We start from the raw sequence: 19,940 nt of genomic DNA, 5'->3' as shown, positions 1-19,940 counted from the left end.
AAACCAGCCTAGAGGTTCGTGGTTGGCTTGCCAACTGCAGGGCTACCGAAAGCCCGCCCTGTACTGCGAAGCAGTCAGGGTCGGGTAGTTTACGAATCTGGAGCTATCTCTCAAGTACCAATTCTCTCTCTGGGAGACGAGCCGGGGGTGAGGGAAATTAATCCCACAGGTTCAAATCCGTCACTGCTCCCAAGCTGCTGCTGGAGACCAGCTTGGCGTACTTGGCTAGGGTGCCCCGTTTGTAGCGAGGCTCAGGAGGAGACCAGCGGGCGCGGCGGCGGGCCAGCTCTTCTTCGCTCACGTGCAAGTGCAACTGGCGAGCCGGGGCATCAATGGTGATGAGATCCCCTTCTTCCACCAGGGCAATCGTGCCCCCCACATAGGCTTCGGGAGCCACATGGCCCACTACCATGCCGTAGGTGCCGCCGGAGAAGCGGCCATCGGTGATCAGGCCAACGCTATCTCCCAAGCCGGCGCCGATGATGGCCGAAGTGGGCGAGAGCATCTCCCGCATGCCGGGGCCACCTTTGGGGCCTTCGTAGCGGATGACCACCACATCCCCTGCTCGGATTTGGCCGGAGAGGATGGCCTGCAGGCAGGACTCCTCTGAATCGAAGACCCGCGCCGGCCCGGTAATTTTCGGGTTCTTGACGCCGGTAATCTTGGCTACTGCTCCTTCGGGAGCCAGATTCCCCTTGAGGATGGCCAGATGCCCTTGGGGATACAGGGGGCTGTGCCAAGGGCGGATCACCTCCTGATCCGGGCTAGGCTCGTCCGGCACATCCCGCAGGACTTCGACGATGGTCTGGCCGGAGATGGTGAGGCAGTCCCCGTGCAGCAGGCCGTGGTTGAGCAGCATTTTCATCACCTGGGGGATCCCGCCGGCCCGGTGCAGGTCGGTGGCCACAAACCGCCCTGAAGGCTTGAGATCGCAGAGGACAGGCACGCGAGCACGAATGGTCTCGAAATCATCTAGCGCCAGGGGCACTTCTGCCGCATGGGCAATGGCCAGAAAGTGGAGCACGGCGTTGGTGGATCCCCCTACGGCCATGATCACCGAGATGGCATTTTCAATGCTTTTACGGGTGATGATGTCGCGGGGGCGGATGTTGGCTTTGATGGCCTCTGCCAAGACCTTGGCCGATTGGGCGGCACTTTCGGCTTTCTCTTCGTCTTCTGCAGCCATGGTGGAGGAGTAGGGCAGGCTCATCCCCATGGCCTCAAACGCGCTGGACATGGTGTTGGCCGTGTACATGCCGCCGCAGGATCCCGCACCAGGACAGGCATGGCGCTCCACCGCCAGCAGCTCTTCCTCGGAGATGCGCCCGGCGCTGAACTCCCCTACGGCTTCAAAAGCGCTGACGATGGTGAGGTCGCGGCCATTGTAGTGACCCGGCTTGATGGTGCCGCCGTAGACGAAGATCGAGGGTACATTGAGGCGGGCCATGGCGATCATCGCCCCCGGCATGTTCTTGTCGCAGCCGCCAATGGCCAAGAGGCCATCCATGCTCTGGCCGTTGACCACCGTCTCGATGGAATCGGCAATCACTTCCCGCGACACCAGGGAGTATTTCATCCCCTCCGTGCCCATCGAGATGCCGTCGCTAATGGTGATGGTGCCGAACACCTGGGGCATACAGCCCGCCGTTCTCAAAGCCGCCTCCGCCCGCTCCGCCAGAGTTTGGATCCCCATGTTGCAGGGGGTGAGGGTGCTGTGGGCGTTGGCAATGCCGACAATGGGCTTGCCGAAGTCTTCGTCGCGAAAGCCTACGGCCCTGAGCATGGCGCGGTTGGGGGAGCGCTGTACTCCCTGGGTAACCACTTGGCTGCGCAGCGGGAAAGGGGAATTGGCCATCATTGCCAGAGGGAATCGAGAGGAAGTGGGCAAGGAAGAAAACGGCTAGAACTCATCCTACCGCCTCTCTTCGGGGGGACACTAGCTCTGCCGGCAAGAGGGATCCGACCAAATCTGAAGCAACTCTGTAAGTTGTCTGCACCTGCGCCAGGAATCGGCCAGCCTACCTAATAGAAGGGATCCCAGGTTCCAATCGCGTTAGCGAGACCGAGTCAAGACATGGGGGCCAGGGATCCTGGGTGTTGGTGTTTCCCCTTCGTGTTGGCGAAGCCTCGTATGGTTCTCAGCTCTCCTCTCCCCTCGCCTGCAGTGCCCAGCAGTGCCGACCGCGTTGGCGGGACAGAGTCCTCACAGGAGATGTCGCGGGATGTGCTCACCCTCTCCCGTCATGTTTTGCAGCAGTTTGGCAGTTTTACGGCAGAGGCCCAAGACTTCAGCGCCCTGATGAACCGCATTGCCCTGGCCGGCAAGATGATCGCCCGGCGGCTGAGTCAGGCAGGACTGATCGAAGGGGCGCTGGGGGTTACCGGCAGCCTCAATGTCCAAGGGGAAGAACAGCAACAGATGGATGACTATGCCAACCGGGCCTTCATTCGCGCTTTGGAGCAAACGGGCCTGGTGTGTCGGCTGGTCTCGGAAGAGATGAAAACCCCGGCTCGCCTGCCGGAAAACTGCTCCCTCAGCCGCCTGGCCCTGATGATCGATCCCCTGGATGGATCCTCCAACATTGACGCCAACCTCAGCGTCGGCTCCATCTTCTCCGTCCTTCACCCTCTTGAGGATCGCCCGGAAGCGGACAACCAAGACCTGCTGCAACCGGGCCGTCGCCAACTGGCTGCGGGATATATTCTCTACGGCCCCAGCACCCAATTGGTCTATTCCGTCGGCAAGGGGGTACACGGTTTTACGTTGGATCCCAGCTTGGGGGAATTTATCCTCTCCCGCAGCGACATCCGCATTCCTGAACGCGGTTCCGTCTACAGCCTCAACGAGGGCTATTTTTGCCAGTGGAGCGAAGGGATCCAGAACTATGTCCGGTATGTTCACCGCCGCGATGGCTACATCTCCCGTTACAGCGGCGCTCTGGTGGCGGATTTTCACCGCATTCTCCTGCAGGGCGGAGTTTACCTCTATCCCGGCACCCAGAAAAAACCGGAGGGCAAGCTGCGCCTGATGTACGAGGCCAACCCCCTGGCTTTTCTGGCCGAGCAGGCGGGCGGGGCGGCCACCACTGGCACCGAGGCCATCCTAGACATCGTCCCCCAATCTCTCCACCAACGGGTGCCCCTTATCATCGGCAGCCGCGAGAACGTGGAAGAAGTGCTGCGCTGCCTGGAGGGTTCTCTGGTGCCCTAGGTTCTTCCCAATCCTTCTCTTTGAGCCAAGCTGGCCTATGGTAACCCTGGCAGAAAACCCCCTTCGCGTTGGTCTCAACCAAGAACGCACCCCGGATCCCTGTATTGTGGTGCAGTTTGGCGCTTCTGGGGATCTGGCCGCCCGCAAGCTGATCCCGGCCTACTATCGGCTGTTTGTGCAGCGACGGCTGCCGCCGGAGTTTACCTTGGTGGGGGTGGCCCGCCGCGATTGGACTCACGAGGTTTATCGGGAAAAAATGCGGGCTGCCGTGCAGGAGTTTGCCCCCCAGGACTTGGGGCCGGAGGCCCTCTGGAAGGACTTCGCCAGCCGCCTGTTCTATTGCCGCCTCGATATCGGAGATGCTGAGAGCTATCTGCGCCTAAAGCAGCTGCTCAGCCAGCTGGACGAAGAGCGGGGCACCCGCGGCAACCGAGTGTTCTATCTGGCGGTGGCGCCGGACTTCTATGCCCAGGCCATCCAACAGCTGGGGGCAGCTGGCATGGTGGCCGATCCGACCAAAACGCGGGTGGTGATCGAAAAGCCCTTTGGCCACGACCTCACCTCGGCCCAGGAACTCAACCGCCTTGTGCAGCGAATTTGCCAGGAAGAGCAGATCTACCGCATTGATCACTACTTGGGCAAAGAGACGGTGCAAAACCTGCTGGTCTTCCGCTTTGCCAACGCCATTTTCGAGCCCCTCTGGAACCGCAACTACATCGACCATGTGCAGATCACCGTAGCGGAAACCGTGGGGGTGGAGGATCGGGCCGGCTACTACGACACTGCCGGCGCCCTGCGAGACATGGTGCAAAACCACCTAATGCAGATCTATTGCCTGACGGCCATGGAGCCACCTGTCTCACTGCGCAGCGATGGGGTGCGCAACGAAAAGACCAAGGTGCTGCAGGCCACCCGCCTAGCGGATCCCCGCAATGTGGCAGCCGCAGCGGTGCGGGCGCAGTACGGCCCTGGCTGGATTGCCGGCAAGCCGGTGCTGGGCTATCGGCAGGAGCCCAATGTCAATCCCCAGTCCAAAACCCCCACCTACGTCGCTCTGAAACTGGAGTGTGATACTTGGCGGTGGAAGGGGGTGCCCTTCTACTTGCGCACTGGGAAACGCCTGCCCAAGAAGGTTTCGGAGGTGGCCATTCACTTTAAGCAGGTGCCCCTTTCCCTGTTCCAATCGGCAGCTCGGGAGGTGAGTCCCAACATCCTGGTACTGCGCATCCAACCCAATGAGGGTATCTCGTTGCGCTTTGAGGCCAAGATGCCGGGGCCAGAGATCCGCACCCGCTCGGTGGATATGGATTTCCGCTATGGGACTGCCTTTGGAGCGAGTACACCGGATGCTTATGATCGCCTGCTCCTGGATTGTCTGTTGGGAGATCCAACGCTGTTTACCCGTGCCGATGAGGTTGAAGCGGCCTGGCGGGTGGTGACGCCGGTGTTATCGGCCTGGGAGTCTGAGCCCGGCAGCGGCAATGGCGGCGGTGCTGCACCGCCTCTGTTCACCTATGAGGCCGGCACTTGGGGGCCAAAGGCTGCCGAAGATCTGCTCACCCAATCGGGGCGGCGGTGGCGGCGCCTCTGATTTGGCTGCTCTCGGCTGGTAAACCATGGCCTATCCACCTCTGTGTAAGCCGGGGCACCCTCAGCAACAGGCAGAAGAGCATGAGCAGCTCAAGAGCCCTTTCAAATGGCCGCTGCAGAAGAGAACACCAAGACGTAGGGATCCCCGGCTGTTGCAGCTAACATGGGCATGGCCTGTTTATCGCGTGGGTATCATGCCGCCACTGTTGTTCCGGTTATCCGTCCGGCCCTGGCGAGCCTTGTCGGTGGGCCTGGCAGTTGTGTTGGGGATGGGAGGGTGGAGCTCTGCCCAGGCCCAGGTGTTGCTGCACGTCCCTCTGCCCAATGGGGGCTTGATGCAGGCCCAAGCGCTACAACTGGCCACCGACTCGCTGCGGCTGGCCCAGTTTGGCCAGACGGAAGAAGCGCTGCGCCGCCTGCAACTGGCCGTGGCCATGGTGCCCAACTCCTCAGAGCTGCTCTATGTTTTGGGCAACGTCCACCTAGAACTGGGGGACTTGGAGCAGGCGATTGCCTCGTTGCAGAAGGCCCGCGCCCTGTCTCCTCAAGATGGGGCTGTTCTCTACTCGCTGGGATCGGCTTATTTGCGGCAGGGCAGCTACTTTGCCGCTGCTGAAACCCTGGAACGAGCTGTGGCCCTGCAACCGGATAACCCCAACGCTCGCTTCCAACTGGGCAATGCCTACCTCATGCTGGATCGGTGGGATGCGGCCCGGCAGGAATATGAGAAGACCTTGGAGTTGGATTCCGCCTATTGGCCGGCCATGAACAACATGGGCTTGGTGGACTATGAGCAGGGGGATCTGGACGCCGCCATCGATCGCTGGGAACGCACGATAGAGATGAACAATGCCGTAGCAGAGCCCTATTTGGCCCTGGCGACTGCCCTCTACATTCGGGGAGAAACCGAACGGGCTGAGGAACTGGGGGCAAAGGCCATGCGCTTGGATCCCAACTACGCCCGCCTGCAGGTGTTGCGGGAGAACCTGTGGCGGGAAAACCTGCTGCGAGATGTGCAGATCCTCCTGCGCACCCGCCCTGTTGCAGAAGCTCTGCAGCAAGCCGCTATCGAGCAGTTCAACCGGCGGATGGGCCTCTCAGAATAGATTCAGGATAGATTTAGGAATTGACAGTGGGAAGTTCTGCAGGGGATCCCTTGAGAACTCGTGCCTGAAACTTGGCCCGAATCCGCTCGGCAATCCCGGCGCTGTTCAAGCCTAGTTCTGCCAAGGATTCCTCGGGGGTGGCGTGCTCCACCCACACATCCGGCACCCCCAAGCGCAACAAGGGCACTGCCAGGTCGGCGTCGAGCAGGGCTTCGGCCACTGCCGAGCCAAACCCACCCATGAGGCAACCTTCTTCCACCGTCACCACCAAGCGGCTCTGTTCGGCCAAAGGCAGGATCAGCTCAGTATCCAGAGGCTTGGCGAAGCGGGCATTGACCACCGTGGCTGAGATGCCGTGTTCTTTCAAGATCTCCGCCGCCTGCAGGCTGGGATGCACCATCGACCCATAGGCCAGGATCAGCACCTCGCCGCCGCTGCGCAACACCTCGGCTTTGCCGATGGGCAGGGGTTCCCATCCCTCTTCTGCCAGAGGCACCCCCACGCCAGATCCGCGCGGGTAACGCATGGCGATGGGGCCCTGGGTGTACTGGATCCCGGTCACCACCATGCGCTGTAGCTCCGCTTCATCTTTGGGAGCCATTAGCACCATTTCCGGAATGCAGCGCAGATAGGCGATGTCGTACATGCCTTGGTGGGTGGGGCCATCGGCTCCTACAACTCCCGCCCGATCCAAGCAAAAGAAGACCGGCAACTTTTGGATACAGACATCGTGGATGATCTGGTCGTAGGCCCGCTGCAAGAAGGTGGAATAAATGGCCACCACTGGCCGCATTCCCTCACAGGCCATGCCAGCCGCCAACGTTACAGCGTGCTGCTCGGCGATCCCCACATCCACAAACTGATCCGGCAGCTTTTCCTTGAGCTTATCCAGGCCAGTGCCCGTATCCATAGCGGCGGTGATGCCGATGATGCGGGGATCCCGCTCGGCCAGCTTGCAGAGGGCATGGCCAAAGACCTTGCTGTAGCTGGGGGGCTTGGGCTTGGTGGGCGGGTAGGGCTTGCCGGTGGCCAGGTCGAAGCGGGATTGGGCATGATACCCCACCTGTTCCGCTTCGGCAGGCGGGTAGCCCTTGCCTTTGACGGTAGCTACATGCACCAGCACCGGGCCGGAGATGCCGTGGGCCAACTCAAAGGCATCCAACAACTCCGCCAGGTTGTGCCCGTCCACCGGCCCCACGTAGGTAAAGCCCAGCTCCTCAAAGATGATGCCTGCCTTGTTGTTTTGCACGGCGGTAACCAGCTTCACCGTTTCCTTGAGGCGGTCAATTTCCGGGCTGAGGCTGGATCCCAGTAGGGGCAGGTTCTTCAGTTGCTCTTCTAGGCTGTCGGCCAAAAACTGCACCGGCGGGCTGAGGCGCAGGCGGTTTAAATAGCGAGGGATCGCCCCCACATTGGGGGAAATAGACATGCCGTTGTCGTTGAGCACCACCATCAGGTTGGTCTTGGGCAGGTGCCCGGCGTGGTTGATGGCTTCATAGGCCATGCCTCCGGTCAGGGCACCATCCCCAATGATGGCCACCACCTTGAAGTTGTCTCCCCGCCGATCCCGAGCGATGGCCATGCCCAAAGCTGCCGAGATGCTGGTGGAAGCGTGCCCCGCCCCAAAGTGATCGAAGCGGCTCTCGCTGCGCTTCAGGTAGCCGGAAATCCCCCCCTTCTGGCGCAATGTGTGGAAATTGTGGTACCTGCCGGTGAGCATTTTGTGGGCATAAGCCTGGTGCCCCACATCCCAGATCACCTTGTCTCGATCCAGATCGAGGGTCTTGTAGAGGGCCAAGGTCAGCTCCACCACCCCCAGCCCTGGCCCCAGATGACAGCCGACCGGGGAATTGGCAGCCGTCTGCAGATGTTTGTCGCGAATCTGGCGGGCTAGGCTGCGCAACTGGCTCAGGTTCAGGTTTCGGAGCTGGTTGGGATGAGTGATGTCACTCAGGTGCATAATGGACTCGTCCTTCCGGTGTGATCTCACTCTAATTCATTTTCAGGAGGGGTTTTGTAGCCCTCCCTCTCAAAACTTCAAGGAATGCAGGGATCCCCTCAATGCTGGGCCAAGGGCACTGAAAGGGGAGCGCCGGGGAGTTGATTTAAGGGTTAGCATCGCACAAGGCCCCCGAGTGCTCTGGACTTAAGGCCTACGGCCCGCTGTTGCAATTGGTTGCTTCCTTTTTGTTAGCCATGAAAATTGCCGCCAACATCACCCAGCTCATCGGTCGCACCCCGCTGGTGCGGTTGAATCGGATCCCTCAGTCGGAAGGGTGTCTGGCCGAGATCGTGGTGAAATTGGAGAGCTTTAACCCTGCTGCTTCGGTGAAAGACCGCATTGCCGTCAGCATGATCGAGGCTGCCGAACAGGCCGGTTTGATCACCCCCGGCAAGACCATCTTGGTGGAGCCCACCTCTGGCAATACCGGCATTGGCCTGGCCATGGCCGCTGCTGCCAAGGGTTACCGGCTCATCATCGTCATGCCTGAGAGCATGAGCCTGGAGCGGCGACTGCTGTTGAAAGCCTACGGAGCAGAGGTGCACCTGGCCAGTAGCGCCGGCGGCATGGGGGAAGCCATCTGGAAGGCTGAAGAGATCGTCCGCCGCACTCCCAACGCTTACATGTTGGGCCAGTTCACCAATCCCGCCAACCCCCGGATCCATGCCAGAACCACCGGCCCGGAAATTTGGGAAGATACCGATGGTCAAGTGGATATCCTGGTGGCAGGGGTAGGTACCGGCGGCACCATCACGGGGGCGGGCGAGTTTTTGAAGGGGAAAAACCCAGCCATTCGACTGGTGGCCGTTGAACCCAAGGCCAGTGCCGTCTTGAGTGGTGGACGGCCCGGCTTTCATCGCATTGAAGGGATCGGAGCGGGATTCGTGCCTGATGTGCTGCGGCGCGACCTGCTGGATGAGGTGATCCCAGTGGAAGATGAAGAGAGCATGGTCTACAGCCGGCGCCTGGCCAAAGAAGAAGGGATCCTCTCCGGCATTTCCACTGGGGCTGCCTTGGCGGGAGCCATCCAGGTGGGGCGGCGACCGGAAAACGCTGGCAAGCGGATTGTAATGATCCAGCCTAGTTTTGGGGAACGCTACCTGAGCACACCTCTTTTTCGCGACTTGGAGCGGGATTCCGATTCGAGATGACGATGATGCTGAGACTGCTGCCCTACAGGTCGCCCTGGCCCAGAGGGCGAGCTAGCATGGGTGAGAGTGACGTGGCGGAACGGCAGACGCGCTAGACTTAGGATCTAGTGCCGCAAGGCGTAAGGGTTCAAGTCCCTTCGTCCGCATGAGAATCCCCTACTTCCCCAGCCCCTTTCCCCCAAGAGGGCAGAAGTTCCCCCGGTCAACAGCAATGCTGACTGCCTTACGGTCGCTCGCCAGCAAGCCTAGGAGAGCCAAGGTGACAAAGCAAGCTCTCCCGCCGGCTAAAAGCAGACAGGGACACATCTCCCAGGCTAGAAGGCTTCTCGGTCCGCCTGCAGAGAAACTGGACTGGGTTGCTGCCACGAAAACCTTGGCTCTAGGCCGGAAAGATCACCTGCAGAATTTGCTCGGGGGCAATCGACTCCACCTTCCCATCGGCCCCCTTGACCGCCCGAAACGGCCCCTCTGAAGGCAGCAGCCGCAGCGGGTCGGTGGGCCCAAACAACGCCACCAGCGGCGTCTGGGTAGCCACCGCCAAATGCATAGGAGCACTGTCCACACACAACAGCAGCGTTGCCCCACCAATCAAGGCCGCCAGTTGCCCCACCCCCGCCGGTCGGCTCACCGGCAGCTCCGGCAGTTGCGCCAGAAAGCCCTCCGCCAGCTGCTCATCCTCTGGCCCCACCACCAGCACCAACGGCAGCTCCGGCCGCTGCTCCCGAAAACCCTTGATGACCTTGACCCAGTTGGCAGAGGGATAGATCTTCTGAATTCCCTTCTCCTGCGACAGCTGGCTGGCCCCCGGATGCAACAGCACATAATCTTGAGCGGCATCCCCCAAAAGGCGCTTGCGTTCCTGCTCTGCCCACTCCAGGTCTGCTTTTTTCAGACGAATCTGGGGCAACCCCGCCGGCGCAGCAATGCCAAACCCCTGCACCAGGTCGTGGTACATCTGGGCCGCATACTGGGCTGGCTTCAGGGGCACCGGGTCGGTCAGCCAAGGTCGCCCCGGCCCCGGCGGCGCATAGCCCACCCGCTTGGGAATGCCGGTCAGCCACAACAACAGCTTGACCCCCAAGCTTCGGCCCAGGCTCAGCACCCCGTCATACTGCCGCTCGCGAATCCGCCCCAGCAGGTCGCTGAGATCCCCCAACGACAGCTGTTCTTTGAACGGAAAAGTCAGCACCCGACTCACCGAAGGACAAACCTCGTAGGCAGCCGCCGCCCGCGGCTCCACAACCACCTCCAGCTCCGCCTCCGGGAAGCGCTGCCGCAAACTGGCCAGGGCGGGAAAAAACAAAATCTGGTCACCAATCCCGCCCGGCACCAGAGCCAAAAGGCGGGGGGCCAAAGGGGCTGTGCCGCCAACTGCTCGAGAAGCCACCTGCATAAAGCATCCTGTAGAAAGCTGTATCCAGCCTAGGGGATCCCCGCTTACTCTATCTCAGATTGGGTGGATAGATTCAGGGCCAGCTCGACCCGCGGAAGACAAACCCCAGAACCCTGCTGGGCCAGAGCGTTGTGTACACAGGCTCTCATCCGCGATGATGGGCTGTGGCCGCCACCTTCTCCAAAGGCAGCACCATGACGGAGGAGCCGATTCCGCTGCTGGATTTGACGGGGCAGTACCGCGCTTTGGCCGGGCTGTTGCAGCCGCAGCTGGAAGCGCTGCTGGCCTCTGGCCAGTACATCGGCGGGGCGGCGGTGCAGCGCTTTGAGGAGCAGTTTGCCCAGTTTTTGGGGGGTGGCTCTTTGGAGGCCGTCGGCTGCAATTCCGGCACCGATGCCTTGGTGTTGGCTTTGCAGGCTTTGGGCATCCAGGCGGGGGATGAGGTGCTCACCAGTGCCTTTAGTTTTTTTGCCTCGGCTGCCGCCATCAGCCGGGTGGGGGCGCGTCCGGTGTTTGTGGATGTGGATCCGTGCACCTTTAACCTGGATCCGCAGCTGCTGGAAAGGAGCATCTCCTGCCGCACCAAGGCGGTGGTGGTGGTGCATTTGTTTGGGCAGGCGGCCAACATGACCCAGATTCTGGCTATTGCCCGGCGGCACGGCTTGGCGGTGGTGGAAGATTGTGCCCAGGCGGTGGGGGCCTGCTGGGGGGGCAGGCCGGTGGGCACTTGGGGGGAGGTGGGCTGCTTCAGCTTTTTTCCCAGCAAGAATCTGGGTGCGGCTGGGGATGGGGGGGCGGTGGTGACGCGGGATCCCCAACTGGCCAGGCGGGTGCGGGCGCTGCGGGAGCATGGGCAGACCCGTCCGTACCACCACGAGTATTTGGGTCTCAACAGTCGTTTGGATGCGCTGCAGGCGGTGATTCTCTCGGTGAAGCTGCCCCATCTGCGGGAGTGGAACTGGCGGCGGCAGGGGATTGCGGAGTGTTACCACCGCTTGCTGCAAGGGATCCCGGGTTTGATTCTGCCTCAGGTGGGGGTGGGGGGGAGCTCGGTGTGGCACCAGTACACGGTGCGGGTGGTGGGTTCTGAGGCGACGGATGGGCGGCGGCGGGACGATTTGCAGCAGGGTCTGAAGGAGCGGGGCATTGGCAGTCGGGTTTACTATCCTCTGCCGTTGCCGCTGCAGCCGGTGTACCGAGGGCTGGGCTACAGGCGGGGGGATCTGCCCAATGCCGAGCTATGTGCGGCTCAGGTGTTGTCTTTGCCGTGTTTTCCTGAGTTGACCACCTGTCAACAAGAGCGGGTGGCTGCGGCCATTGCTGAAATCCTCTCAGAAAAAACCTGCCCGTAGCACTGGTTATGGTGATTTCAAATTACACTGAAGCAGCTTGTAGATTCCAGACCTCTTTCTCCTTTGGAGAGGGGCCGGGGATGAAGGAGTGATGAGGGGACTGCGGTGTTGTGGAAACGAAGCCGAAAACTAGTTCCACTACTTCAACGGACGGGAAACCTGGGGATCTTCTCCTCAGAGCAGGAATCAAGGCGCCAGGTTCGTTTTCTGCGCCGCTTCCGCTTCACCCGTATTGGGGGGCGGTTTGTCGGGATCGCCCTGTTGGTAAGTATTGCTGCTTTCAACACCGGCAACAATCCCCTGTATTTGTTGCTGGGAATGCTGCTCAGCCTTATTCTCATCAGTGGCACCCTCTCTGATCTCACCCTCAAAGATCTGGAGGTCAGCCGGCAGTTGCCTAGCCGCATTTTCGCCGGCCAGCCTGTCTTAGTGGGTCTCACGCTGGTCAATCGCAAACGGCGCCTGCCCAGCTTCTCGTTGCAGGTGAGCGAACGCATTGAGGGGCTGAGGCGGGAAGATTGGCCTTCCAGCTATGTTTTGCGGGTGGATCCCGGTGCCAAGGTGGACACTTTTTACCAGCATACTTTTTCAAGGCGGGGAGCCTGGCAGTTGCAGGGTTTTGAAGTTGCCACCAGCTTCCCATTTGAACTCTTCCGCAAGGCGGTAGAGATTAGGGATCCCCAAACGGTGATCGTGTTTCCGCGGCTCGCCCCGGTTCAAGGATTGGCGCTGTGGGATCAGCTCAGCAGCGGCAACCAATTGCGCCCCCAGCCCGGTCGAGAGGGAGACTACCTGAGCTTACGGCCCTACCGACCCCACGACGATGTGCGTTCTGTCCACTGGAAGATCTCGGCCAAACGGGATCAACTGATCGTGCGGGAGTTGGAGCGTCCACGAGCCCAGGCCATCACCCTCTGTTTTGAAAACCGCTGGCAGCCCCAGAAAGAGAGGCCCGAGATCCATCGAGACAAGTTGGAGCGAGCTGTAGAGCGCTGTGCCGGGATCCTCTTCTACTTGATGCGAGAAGGTTACCCGGTAGCACTTGTTACGTTACAAGAGCGGACTCCTTTTGGGTCAGACCTGGCCCATCAAGATCACCTGCTGACCGTGTTGGCACGACTTACTTTTGTCGGGGATCCCCAGCTCAGCCCTCCACTGGAAAGAGAACCTGATCCCTCTGTCAAGTTTGACCTCACCCCTCAAGATCGCTGTGTGCTGCTGGCCCATCCCGACCAGGATGGAAAATCTGCCCCGGCCCATCTCATCCACACGGGATCGCTGTTGCAATTTATCCCAATTGAGTGAGCTTCAGACCCATTTTGATAGCAGGATCCATCTGAGATTGTTTGGAAAGCTTGGGCGCAGATCCTTGCAAAGCTTTAGGTTAAACTGCTGAAGAAGTGGTGGTTCACTGCTCCAACTTTTGTCGAAATTCTGGAATGGCCCGCCGCATTTGTCGATAGCCCTCCTGAATAATCGGATCTGCTTGATGAAAATCGAAGATCCCATACTGGCTCAGCTTGGGTTGTAAGAGCAAATCCGGCGGATGTTCGGCTAAAACACTGCGGGTAACGATTTGCTCCATCACGTTCAACGTCTTGCCAATAACGTCGAAAATATTGGGACCAGAGGGCTCATCTGGAAACCATTGGCTAATTTTTTCTTGGATCCCTTGTTGTAGGGATTGATAGCGTTTGCGAATGCGGGTGATGAAGTTGGCTTCTTCTTCGATCACTTCTCCTTCAGCATTCAAGCGCTGTCGCCGTTGAAGGGTTTCTTCCACCTCTGTTTCTTCCAGTTGCGACTCCACATCCGCGGGATCCACATGGTTGAGATTGACCGCAACAACAACATCGGCCCCCATCTCTCGCACCACCCGCACTGGCACCGGGTTGACAATGCCCCCATCTCCGAGATAGCGCCCTTCGTGGTGAAAGGGAGTGAAAATTCCTGGGATAGAGATGCTGGCCCGCACGGCATCTGCCATTTTGCCCGAACGCAACAGCACCTCCTGGCCTGTGATCAAGTTGGTAGCCACACAGCAAAAGGGGATCCCGGCCTCTTCAATACACAGCTCTTGCAAATGTTCTGTCAGCAGCTCATAATTTTGTTGCCATCCAGCAGGCCACAGGTGGGAAAGACCACATCAAACAAAGACAGGATCATCTTCCAGTTGAGATCTCGCACAAAGTCTTCCAGCTCATCCAGTTCTCCCGCTGCATAAATGGCTCCCACAAAAGCGCCAATGATCGTCCCAGCAATGTAGTCAACGGAGATCCCAGCCCGCTCTAGAGCTCGAATCACACCAATATGAGTCCATCCCCTCGCTCCGCCGCTGCCCGGTGCTAATCCCAGTTTTTTGCCCATGATTGCTCCCTCAAAAAGAGACCCAAAAGACCTCAAGAATCCTAAACCTTGCTCCCTCTAACAATTAGGTACCTGCCCTTTCCCGCAGATCGGAAGGCAGATAACTGCGTTCCCCCAAGATTTCCAGAAGGGGGCCATAGCGGTCGAACTTGACCACGCTGACCGAGGCGGCCAAAACCTCAATGCGATCCCGGTAGCGACCCAGGTCGATGCCCAGCAGGCTGCAGAGAATAACCCGAATGGTGGCCTTGTGGGAGACGATCAAGACGTGGCCGCCTGTCCATTTTTCCTGGATCTCGGCCACAACCGGCATGGCCCGATTGGCAATTTGCACAGCGGTTTCGCCCCCCGGAGGGGCGTTCCAGGCCGGCTCGGTCATCCAGCGCCAATAGGCTTCTGGGTAGGCTTCTTGCGCCTCGGCGTGGGTTTTGCCCTCCCACTCGCCGTAGTGAATTTCTCTTAGGCCCTCTCGAATCTGCATCTCCAAGCCAACTTTCTCGGCCAGGGGGCTCAAGGTAGCCAAGGCACGCCGCATTGGGCTGACGTAGAGGGCCTGCCAAGGGATCCCAGCATAGGCTGCGGCAAAGGCTTCTGCCATTTGTTTGCCTTCGGGGGTGAGGTCGGGATCCAGAGCGCCGCAAAAGCTGCCGGAACGGCTGTAGGGGGTTTCGCCGTGTCTGAGGAGGTAAAGTTTCAGGCTCATGGGAGATGTGCGGATGGGTGGTGAACTTCGCCACTCTAGCTCTCCTTATCCCCCTTCGGGGCGGTGGTTGGTGGTGGGGATGTAAATGCGGCTACCTGCCCACTGCAACTTTTCCCGCAGAGTGCGAAAGTAGGAGAGCTCTTTTTCCAGGATCATCAGCTTGGCCGGTGTAGGCGCTTGCTGAATGTGAACCCACTGGCCGGGATTCACCGACTGAGCCAACACGCCATCTGTCCACAGGCGGGTCAACCCTTCGGGATCGGCAAGAGGCCAAATGTCCACCCTGGCTGTGCCGCTGATGACAATAGGACGGCTAGACAAACTCAGGGGACAAATAGGGGTGATGATGATGGCGTCGAGGGTGGGCTCGAGGATGGGGCCATTGGCTGCCAGAGTGTAAGAGGTGGATCCCGTCGGTGTGGCCACCAGCACGCCATCCCCGTGGTACTGATCCAAAATCTCTCCGTTGACCTCGATCTCCATGATCGCGGCAGGCAGCCGTTCTCGGTTGATTGGCTTCAGGCAGATCTCATTGAGGGCATAGTAGACTTCGCTGGCCGGGCGGCCCTGGGGTTTTCCCTCTCCACGGGCGGCCAAGGGATCCCCTTGCCCCAACTGCGGCTGTTCCCAAATCTGGGCTTGCAACATCATGCGGGCTTGCAAGAAAAAATCCCCTGCCTGAATGCGATCCCAGGGATCCTGTTGCAGCACCCGCTCCGACTGGGCCAAAAACCCCAGCCTACCCCCCACTTTGATTGGCAAAATCGGGATCCCATAGGAGGCTAGGTATCGTGCCGCCGCCAACACCGAGCCATCTCCCCCCAGCACCACCGCCAGATCGATGGGATCCGAGGTGGCCTCCAAAAAGACTGGATAGGGGTTGTGGTGCAAGCCAGTGGGAGCTGTCAACACCGTAACACCGCGCCGGCGCAACTGCTCCGCACACCTCTGGCAGGCGGCTTTGCTCTCCCGATCCCCCTCTTTGTAGGCAATCACCACCAAGCCCAAGTCCATGGCTGACCTCATCAAGGGATCCCTGTCGATTGTCCCCTTCTTCAGACTGGGGATTGCTCAGGATAATCCAGACTATCCCCCCCAAAGTTAACCAGAAAATGTTCTCTTGGACGGTGAAACCGATCACCGCAGCTCTCCCTTGAGCGTCACTGCCCCCGCCAGAGCTTTCTTCTACAACTTTTAAGTAACAGTTAAGTAAATGTAAACTACCCGACCCTGACTGCTTCGCAGCACAGGGCGGGCTTTCGGTAGCCCTGCAGTTGGCAAGCCAACCACGAGCCTCTAGGCTGGTTTACGGCAGCCCCCAAAAGCGCAATCACATTCGCACCATTCAAGTCCGCATCCCCTTCCCATCCACAGTGTCCACACTTAAACTGCTTCCCACTGCGGTAGGATTGCGCAGGATCGGGATGAATGTGCAAACACCGGTGGCAGGTCTGCGACGTGTAGGCAGGCGGAACAAGAATCAAAGCAACCCCTGCACGCAGAGCCTTGTACTCCAAAAATTGACGGAGTTGATAAAACGCCCAACTGTTGGCCCTGCGCCGTTCGGCTTTGCTGCGTGGCTGTTGATTGACTCTTTTCCGGATCCCTGTCAAGTCTTCCAGAGCAAGAGCGCTGTTTGTCGCCTTTGCCCTAGAGACAATAGCTTTGGAGATGCGATGATTGACCCACGCCTGAAAGCGCCTCTCCTTGCCAGACAGCCGTTGCAACAGTTGACGGCATCTGCGCCGCGAACTGCGGGTGCCCTTACTGGCTTTGCGTTGAAGTACCGCCCTCAGCTTGGAGTAGTGGTCTCGGATTCGGTTCAACTGCTGTCCATTCCAGTTGTCCCCCTCTGACGTATGGGCAATATCCGTCCTTCCCAAATCCACGCCCAGCACTCTATCCGTGCCTTGCGGTGGGGATGGCTCCGCTTCCACACAGATTTGAATGAAGTAGGAACCGTCTTTGCGCTTGACCAGAGTGGCAGATTTGGGATTGGAGCCCGCCAACTGTTCTCTCTGGTAACGGCCAATCGCCAGCTCAAAGCATTCTCGGCCTTCCACCGTGGTCAGCGACACCGTCCAGTCTTTCTCGCGGAACGAAAAGATACGAGCGTCGTAGGTAGCGAAGCCCCCTTTGAACGCTTTGACGGGGCGGTTTTTCTGTCGGGCAACTTTACGGGCGCCGGCCAGCCGTCTGCAGACCTGCTGGGCCAAGTTACTGGACAAGCCGAACCGAGCACGGATTTCGCGGTAGCACAGAGACTGGAGCTTAACGGCGTTGGCGACTTTCTCGGGTGTGTTCTGGTTGACCCAGTTCAACGCCTGCACAAAGGCATCCATTGTCGCATCCAACTTTGCAGCTTGCGACTGGGACACCTTGAGCTTGCAGGAGACGGTCAGGACTTGGGTCATGGTTCTATCATAACTTCCGCATTCCTCCCGACCCTCGTCCTACGGACAGAGGGCGGGGCTCCTGCGATTTCTAGCTGAGAAGTCACCTTGAAGAATCAACTGAAAACCCCGCCATTTCCAACAGATGGCCCCAATCCGGATCCCTGAGTTCAGCCGCGACCTAGGCTGATGCAGACCTCAGCAATTCGGTTTATGGTATGGACATTCCCCCTGCAATTCCTCTTCTCCAAGCTGCAAACCCATGACCGCAGATCTCACCAACCGCATTTTGGGCAACCGCTACCAGCTGATTCAAGAAATTGGTAGCGGTGGTATGGGATCCGTCTTCCGCGCCTTAGACTTACACAACAACGGCCAAGAGGTAGCTGTCAAGATCTTATATGCCCCCATGCTGCTGAGCCGGGGCGACTTCCAGACAGACTTGCGCCGTCGCTTTGCCGAAGAGATCCGCGTTAGCACCCTTCTGGGGCAGCATCCTCGCATCGTCAAGGTTTTGGATCACGGCCAAGAGGGGGAGCAGGCCTACTTGGTGATGGAGTACCTCAAGGGGCAGGATCTGGGCAAGCTGATCCGAGAAAAAGGGGCTTTGCCGGTTCGACAAGCCGTTCGACTAGCCTTGCAGGCCTGTGAGGGGCTGCACTTTGCCCACACGTTTCAGGCCAAGGTAGAGGGTCGCGAGATTCGAGGCGTTATCCATCGCGACATCAAACCCAGCAACCTCTTCATCGAGCAAGTTTTTCAAAATGGCAAGCTTATCCCCCAACTGAAAATCCTCGACTTTGGCGTGGCCAAAACCCTGGCGGATCACACCCTCAGCCTGGGCACCCAAAAAGGGGGAGGATTTATCGGCACAGCTCGCTACGCCTCTCCCGAACAGATGCGGGGCAAAGCCTTGGATGCCCGCTCGGATATCTACTCCTTTGGGGTAGTGCTCTACGAGATGCTGACGGGATCCATGCCCTTTCAGCTGGAAACCGACTCCCTGCACAGCTGGATCCACGCCCATTGCTACGAAAGCCCAATCGAGATCAACCCGAAGGCAGCCCCCCAGCCGATCCCACCCCCTTTAGCAGCCGTGGTGATGGATTGCCTGAAAAAAAACCCAGACGAACGACCGCAAACGATGCGGGAGCTGGGGGAACGACTGCTGCAAGCCTATGACCTGACGGCAACCACCCAACTCTCTAGTGGCCAAGCCAGCACTGTGATCCTGCCCACCGGCAGCGCTAAGGCTCAACGGGATGCTCCACCCTCTTCTGACCCCAAGCCACCAATCCAAACCACCCGCAATACAGGATCGGCTTCTGGAGCCTTTGAAGATATCCGCGATGAGGATCTGGATCTCATCGAAGATGAGCCGGTCTCTCCCCCTCCTCCAGGTGCAGGGATCCCCTATTACATCACCGAGCGGGAACCCTCCTCAGCAGAAGCTCCGCCGGAAACACCGGATCCCTCTCCCCAAAGTGGGGGCGAAACTCCCAAAACGCCCTCCACAGTGATCCCAGCCAGCAACGCTCTCCCGACCGTTCAGGATCCCCCCGTCGCTCGCCCTGCCACGCCGGCACGAACCGATACTCCCCGCACTCGCCCTCTGCGGCAAGCTGCCCCCCAAACGGTTCTGCAACCTTCCGACAGCAACCTGAAGTGGGTTTTGGCCGGGGGATCCCTGGGCGTTATGGCTTTGCTGGCCGCCTTTTTGCTGTGGCCACGCCCAACGATCCGCGATAGCCGGGAAGAACCGGATCCGATCCCTACCGCTGAAGTAACCCCAACACCTACACTCGAACCTGCTCCCACTCCAACGCCGACACCCACCCCGACTCCGACACCGGCACCCACTCCCACTCCAACGCCGACACCCACCCCGACTCCAGCACCAACACCCACTCCGGTGCCAACGCCCACCCCGACTCCAGCGCCAACACCCACTCCGACACCGACGCCCACCCCGACTCCAGCACCAACACCCACTCCGACACCGACGCCCACCCCGACTCCAGCACCAACACCCACTCCGACACCGACGCTTACCCCTATCCCTCGATTCACCCCGCTTGTCCCTCGTACTCCTACCCCCACCCCGCCTCCACCTCCTACTCCCACTGCCACACCTGCCCCAGCAACGCCAACACCTGCGGCAGAGCTGGCCCTCAGCGGCGAGTGGCTTTACGAGGGAGGATCTTTTATCTGGCAGGGATCCCTGTGCAAGGTCAATGTTGCGGCTGGCGTCCAGGAAACCGTCTCCATTCGTCAGGAGGGCAACCAGATCAGCGTTTCCTCCCCCAGCTTTTCTGAGCGCAGTGGCCAGCTCATCGGCAACCAACTTTCTGTTAGCGGCAGGATAGGGGGTAGCGGTACCCCAACCGTTGCTTGGAGTGGCACGGTCAGCCCTGACGGGCGCGTGATTCGCGGCAGAGCCACCTGTGGCAGCGCTGACTTTGCCATCAAGCTCACCCGCCAGAGCTAGAGGCCGACACCCCCCCCTCGGTCTCCGCCACCGCCGTTTTCCCTGTCGTCAGGCTTCTGCTGGATGGGAGGGGGAGGAGGAGGCGCGGCAGAGGTTTCCCTCACCACCTCGAGGGTATAGGGACCTCGGCCTGGGCTACCCGGAGCAACGCTGCGGGAATTCTGGGCCCAGTAGCTTTGCACCA

General features: G+C 59.7%; 15 protein-coding genes. 7 read left to right on the top strand and 8 right to left on the bottom strand.

What is annotated here, in order from left to right; genetic code table 11:
* Positions 1–157 precede the first annotated feature (157 nt).
* Positions 158–1,855 (bottom strand): dihydroxy-acid dehydratase, encoded by a 1,698-nt coding sequence (gene ilvD, locus ACVW0C_RS08855; protein ID WP_457384966.1) that lies wholly within the window; start codon positions 1,853–1,855, stop codon positions 158–160.
* A 357-nt stretch (positions 1,856–2,212) separates the two neighbouring features.
* Here ilvD and fbp point away from each other — a divergent pair, with 357 nt between their 5' ends.
* The 3 genes from fbp (at position 2,213) to ACVW0C_RS08840 (ending at position 5,907) form a co-directional block, all read left to right on the top strand.
* Entirely contained in the window at positions 2,213–3,211 is a 999-nt protein-coding gene (fbp, locus tag ACVW0C_RS08850; RefSeq protein WP_414389055.1) for a class 1 fructose-bisphosphatase, read from the top strand.
* A 37-nt stretch (positions 3,212–3,248) separates the two neighbouring features.
* A complete protein-coding gene (gene zwf, locus ACVW0C_RS08845) occupies positions 3,249–4,802 on the top strand; it encodes a glucose-6-phosphate dehydrogenase (protein ID WP_457384964.1) in 1,554 nt (517 codons plus the stop codon).
* 193 nt (positions 4,803–4,995) lie between these two features.
* Positions 4,996–5,907: a tetratricopeptide repeat protein gene (locus ACVW0C_RS08840; protein ID WP_457384962.1), complete on the top strand. Its 912-nt coding sequence runs from the start codon at positions 4,996–4,998 to the stop codon at positions 5,905–5,907.
* A gap of 13 nt (positions 5,908–5,920) precedes the next feature.
* Here ACVW0C_RS08840 and dxs read toward each other — a convergent pair whose 3' ends face one another.
* Positions 5,921–7,867: a 1-deoxy-D-xylulose-5-phosphate synthase gene (dxs, locus tag ACVW0C_RS08835; RefSeq protein WP_011433570.1), complete on the bottom strand. Its 1,947-nt coding sequence runs from the start codon at positions 7,865–7,867 to the stop codon at positions 5,921–5,923.
* 236 nt (positions 7,868–8,103) lie between these two features.
* On the opposite strand from dxs, the gene cysK reads away from it, so the two are divergent.
* A complete protein-coding gene (gene cysK / locus ACVW0C_RS08830) occupies positions 8,104–9,060 on the top strand; it encodes a cysteine synthase A (RefSeq protein ID WP_011433569.1) in 957 nt (318 codons plus the stop codon).
* Positions 9,061–9,439: 379 nt separating this feature from the next.
* Here cysK and ACVW0C_RS08825 read toward each other — a convergent pair whose 3' ends face one another.
* Positions 9,440–10,453 (bottom strand): glycosyltransferase family 9 protein, encoded by a 1,014-nt coding sequence (locus ACVW0C_RS08825; protein WP_457384960.1) that lies wholly within the window; start codon positions 10,451–10,453, stop codon positions 9,440–9,442.
* A 194-nt stretch (positions 10,454–10,647) separates the two neighbouring features.
* Here ACVW0C_RS08825 and ACVW0C_RS08820 point away from each other — a divergent pair, with 194 nt between their 5' ends.
* A complete protein-coding gene (locus ACVW0C_RS08820) occupies positions 10,648–11,805 on the top strand; it encodes a DegT/DnrJ/EryC1/StrS family aminotransferase (protein ID WP_457384973.1) in 1,158 nt (385 codons plus the stop codon).
* A 261-nt stretch (positions 11,806–12,066) separates the two neighbouring features.
* Positions 12,067–13,110, top strand: coding sequence for a DUF58 domain-containing protein (locus ACVW0C_RS08815; RefSeq protein WP_414398416.1), 1,044 nt, complete (start codon positions 12,067–12,069; stop codon positions 13,108–13,110).
* Positions 13,111–13,213: 103 nt separating this feature from the next.
* Here ACVW0C_RS08815 and ACVW0C_RS08810 read toward each other — a convergent pair whose 3' ends face one another.
* From ACVW0C_RS08810 to ACVW0C_RS08790, 5 genes are all read right to left on the bottom strand, one after another.
* Positions 13,214–13,888, bottom strand: a complete 675-nt coding sequence (locus tag ACVW0C_RS08810; protein ID WP_457384958.1) for a patatin-like phospholipase family protein — start codon at positions 13,886–13,888, stop codon at positions 13,214–13,216.
* An 8-nt stretch (positions 13,889–13,896) separates the two neighbouring features.
* Entirely contained in the window at positions 13,897–14,172 is a 276-nt protein-coding gene (locus ACVW0C_RS08805) for a patatin-like phospholipase family protein (RefSeq protein WP_457384957.1), read from the bottom strand.
* A gap of 64 nt (positions 14,173–14,236) precedes the next feature.
* On the bottom strand, positions 14,237–14,875 hold the full coding sequence (locus ACVW0C_RS08800; RefSeq protein WP_457384955.1) for a histidine phosphatase family protein: 639 nt from the start codon (positions 14,873–14,875) through the stop codon (positions 14,237–14,239).
* A 45-nt stretch (positions 14,876–14,920) separates the two neighbouring features.
* A complete protein-coding gene (locus ACVW0C_RS08795; RefSeq protein WP_457384971.1) occupies positions 14,921–15,889 on the bottom strand; it encodes an NAD(+) kinase in 969 nt (322 codons plus the stop codon).
* 206 nt (positions 15,890–16,095) lie between these two features.
* Positions 16,096–17,289 (bottom strand): RNA-guided endonuclease InsQ/TnpB family protein, encoded by a 1,194-nt coding sequence (locus ACVW0C_RS08790; RefSeq protein ID WP_457384953.1) that lies wholly within the window; start codon positions 17,287–17,289, stop codon positions 16,096–16,098.
* 241 nt (positions 17,290–17,530) lie between these two features.
* Here ACVW0C_RS08790 and ACVW0C_RS08785 point away from each other — a divergent pair, with 241 nt between their 5' ends.
* Positions 17,531–19,756: a serine/threonine protein kinase gene (locus ACVW0C_RS08785; RefSeq protein WP_457384951.1), complete on the top strand. Its 2,226-nt coding sequence runs from the start codon at positions 17,531–17,533 to the stop codon at positions 19,754–19,756.
* Positions 19,757–19,940 lie beyond the last annotated feature (184 nt).

The organism is Thermostichus sp. OS-CIW-26 (assembly GCF_054058395.1).
Note: the sequence above shows the minus strand (reverse complement) of the source record. Positions and strands in the feature narration are given on the sequence as shown.

Coding starts and splice junctions, on each gene's coding strand:
- ilvD (WP_457384966.1), bottom strand. CDS start 1,855: ATGGCCAATTCCCCTTTCCCGCTGCGCAGCCAAGTGGTTACCCAGGGA.
- fbp (WP_414389055.1), top strand. CDS start 2,213: ATGTCGCGGGATGTGCTCACCCTCTCCCGTCATGTTTTGCAGCAGTTT.
- zwf (WP_457384964.1), top strand. CDS start 3,249: ATGGTAACCCTGGCAGAAAACCCCCTTCGCGTTGGTCTCAACCAAGAA.
- ACVW0C_RS08840 (WP_457384962.1), top strand. CDS start 4,996: ATGCCGCCACTGTTGTTCCGGTTATCCGTCCGGCCCTGGCGAGCCTTG.
- dxs (WP_011433570.1), bottom strand. CDS start 7,867: ATGCACCTGAGTGACATCACTCATCCCAACCAGCTCCGAAACCTGAAC.
- cysK (WP_011433569.1), top strand. CDS start 8,104: ATGAAAATTGCCGCCAACATCACCCAGCTCATCGGTCGCACCCCGCTG.
- ACVW0C_RS08825 (WP_457384960.1), bottom strand. CDS start 10,453: ATGCAGGTGGCTTCTCGAGCAGTTGGCGGCACAGCCCCTTTGGCCCCC.
- ACVW0C_RS08820 (WP_457384973.1), top strand. CDS start 10,648: ATGACGGAGGAGCCGATTCCGCTGCTGGATTTGACGGGGCAGTACCGC.
- ACVW0C_RS08805 (WP_457384957.1), bottom strand. CDS start 14,172: ATGGGCAAAAAACTGGGATTAGCACCGGGCAGCGGCGGAGCGAGGGGA.
- ACVW0C_RS08800 (WP_457384955.1), bottom strand. CDS start 14,875: ATGAGCCTGAAACTTTACCTCCTCAGACACGGCGAAACCCCCTACAGC.
- ACVW0C_RS08795 (WP_457384971.1), bottom strand. CDS start 15,889: ATGGACTTGGGCTTGGTGGTGATTGCCTACAAAGAGGGGGATCGGGAG.
- ACVW0C_RS08790 (WP_457384953.1), bottom strand. CDS start 17,289: ATGACCCAAGTCCTGACCGTCTCCTGCAAGCTCAAGGTGTCCCAGTCG.
- ACVW0C_RS08785 (WP_457384951.1), top strand. CDS start 17,531: ATGACCGCAGATCTCACCAACCGCATTTTGGGCAACCGCTACCAGCTG.